The sequence below is a fragment of the Bradyrhizobium sp. genome (assembly GCF_035701725.1).
Classification (GTDB): domain Bacteria; phylum Pseudomonadota; class Alphaproteobacteria; order Rhizobiales; family Xanthobacteraceae; genus Bradyrhizobium.
The window spans coordinates 1-2,675 of record NZ_DASSRP010000145.1 but is presented as its reverse complement, the minus strand read 5'-3'; the positions used below and the strand labels follow the sequence as shown (position 1 = coordinate 2,675).

At 62.5% G+C, this 2,675-nt stretch carries 3 protein-coding genes; 1 reads left to right on the top strand and 2 read right to left on the bottom strand.

All coding sequences use genetic code 11. The features are described from left to right. Both sucC and mdh read right to left on the bottom strand, forming a co-directional pair. The coding region (sucC, locus tag VFL62_RS08505) for an ADP-forming succinate--CoA ligase subunit beta (RefSeq protein WP_325171928.1) at window positions 1-966 on the bottom strand (966 nt) is incomplete at its 3' end. A gap of 3 nt (window positions 967-969) precedes the next feature. Next, entirely contained in the window at window positions 970-1,929 is a 960-nt protein-coding gene (mdh, locus tag VFL62_RS08500) for a malate dehydrogenase (RefSeq protein WP_325171927.1), read from the bottom strand. 482 nt (window positions 1,930-2,411) lie between these two features. On the opposite strand from mdh, the gene VFL62_RS08495 reads away from it, so the two are divergent. Then, on the top strand, window positions 2,412-2,675 hold a 264-nt coding region (locus VFL62_RS08495; RefSeq protein ID WP_325171926.1), incomplete at its 3' end, for a sigma factor.

The following is a 2,675-nucleotide window of genomic DNA, read 5'->3' as shown; positions in this document are numbered from 1 at the left end:
GATCCCGCCGAAGATGTTGACCAGGATGCCCTCGACGTTGGCGTCCGACAGGATCAGCTTGAACGCCGTCGTCACCCGCTCGCGCGTCGCCCCGCCGCCGACATCGAGAAAATTCGCCGGGCTGCCGCCATGGAGCTTGATGATGTCCATCGTCGCCATCGCCAGCCCGGCGCCGTTCACCATGCAGCCGATATTGCCGTCGAGTTTGATGTAGTTGAGCGCGTGCTTGCCGGCCTCGACCTCGGTCGGATCCTCCTCGTCCTCATCGCGCAATTGCGCGACATCGGGATGTCGGAAGAGGGCATTGTCGTCAAACGCCATCTTGGCGTCGAGCGCCACCAAGTCGCCCGATCCGGTCACGACCAGCGGATTGATCTCGGCAATCGCGGCATCGAGTTCGGTGAAAGCCTGGTAGAGCGCTGTGACGAACTTGACCGCAACCCCGACCTGATTGCCCTCGAGCCCCAGCCCAAAGGCGATCTCGCGCGCATGGAACGGCTGGATGCCGCTTGCCGGATCGATCGCGATCTGCAGAATCTTTTCGGGCGAATGCTCGGCGACTTCTTCGATCTCGACCCCACCTTCGGTCGAGCCAATCAGGGTGATGCGGCCGGTTTCGCGATCAACCAGCAGGCCGAGATAGAGCTCGCGACTGATGTCGCAGCCCTCTTCGACATAGACTCGCTTCACTTCGCGTCCGGCGGGCCCGGTCTGATGGGTGACGAGGTTATGGCCGAGCAGCGACCGGGCCGCGGCGGCGACCTCGTCTTCGCTGCGCACAAGCTTGACGCCGCCGGCCTTGCCGCGACCGCCGGCGTGGATTTGCGCCTTGACCACCCATACGGCACCACCGAGCCGTTTCGCCACCGCCACTGCCTCGTTCGGAGTATAGGCGATGCCGCCCTTCGGCACCGTGACGCCAAATTTCGCGAGCAGCTCCTTCGCCTGGTATTCGTGGATATTCATGGGTCAGCCCGCCATCGGCATCTTCTTGACCACCTCGACAAGCTCACGCACGGCCGCGACGGAACGGTCGAACTCCGCCTTTTCGTCGCGGTCAAGAGTAATCTCGACGATTCGTTCGACCCCGCCGGCGCCGATCACCACCGGCACGCCGACATAAAGCTCGCGCACGCCATATTGCCCGGTGAGCCACGCGGCGCAGGGCAGGACCCTTTTTTTGTCGCGCAGATAAGCTTCGACCATGGCGATCGCCGAACTGGCCGGGGCGTAGAATGCCGACCCCGTCTTCAGCAAGCTCACGATTTCGGCCCCGCCGTCGCGCGTGCGCTGGACTATCTTCTCGAGTCGCTCCCGCGTCGTCCAGCCCATGCGCACGAGATCGGGCAGCGGGATGCCGGCAACGGTCGAATAGCGCACCAGCGGCACCATCATATCGCCATGGCCGCCGAGAACGAAGGCGCTGACGTCCTCGACTGAAACCTTCAGCTCCTCTGCCAGGAAATAGCGGAAGCGCGCGCTGTCGAGCACACCGGCCATGCCTACGACCCGATGCGGCGGCAGACCGCACGCTTCGCGCATGACCCAAACCATGACGTCGAGCGGGTTGGTGATCGTGATCACAAAGGCTTGCGGGCAATGCCGTTTGATCGCTTCGCCGACCGTCGAGATGACCTTGGCGTTGGTACCGATCAGATCGTCACGGCTCATGCCCGGCCGACGCGCTATGCCGGCGGTGACGACGACGACGTCAGCTCCCTCGATATCGGCATAATCGTTCGAGCCTTTGACGACCGCGTCATAACCCTCGATCGTCGAACCCTCTACGATATCGAGGGCTTTGCCTTGCGGCACCCCCTCAACAATGTCCAATAAAACGATGTCGCCTAGCTCCTTGAGCCCGGCGAGCAAGGCAATGGTGCCGCCGACTTGTCCGGCCCCAACCAGCGCAATTTTATTGCGTGCCATGCGACTGCCTCATCCATGCGGCGCTGAGCGCCGGGCGCGACCCGTCGCGTCTTTAGCGCGAAATCCGCTGACCGGCAAGGCGGCGAGGCGAAGCCGAGGGGACAGGCCGCGGTGAGATCCGTCCTTTGGGCTTCGGAACCGGAATGAACCAAGTTCGGCAAGCCAGCGGAAACGGCACTCCGCGAGATGGGACTGACGCAAATTTGACGCAAAACTAGGGCGAGGGGAGCGGAATAAGGGGACGCACGCAATGTCGTAGAGTACAAGAGCTTAGCCAGTCCGACGGCCACCGGCGGCGGGCGAGTTTGGCGCTATGCCCTGCCTGATATGACGAATGGCGCGTATTCTGATGGAAAAATGGACAGAACTCTCCGAAGATAAGGTGGTTAATCGCTGGACCTTCGGCCGCCGATCTGGGCCATTTGGTTTGCAGGCGATTACCTCCGTTTCGCATCGCCAGCCCTTCGTCTTCGCAGGACGCAATGGCAATAGAGGCCGCCTCGATCGAATCGCATATACCGGGCCTGCGGCGGTTTGCACGTGCACTCGTGCGTGGCGATCGCGAGCGAGCCGACGATCTTGTCCAGGACAGTCTTGAGCGGGCACTGTCGCGCTGGCATTTGCGCCGCGCGGAAGGCGATTTGCGCGGCTGGCTTTACACCATTCTCTACAACCGCTTCCTCAGTGAGCAGCATCGTCAGAAGCGGCGCGGGGTGCACGATACCTTGACCGAAGCGATCGAATCC

Excerpts from the sequence above, each read along its gene's own strand:
- mdh (WP_325171927.1), bottom strand. The coding sequence starts at position 1,929 with ATGGCACGCAATAAAATTGCGCTGGTTGGGGCCGGACAAGTCGGCGGC.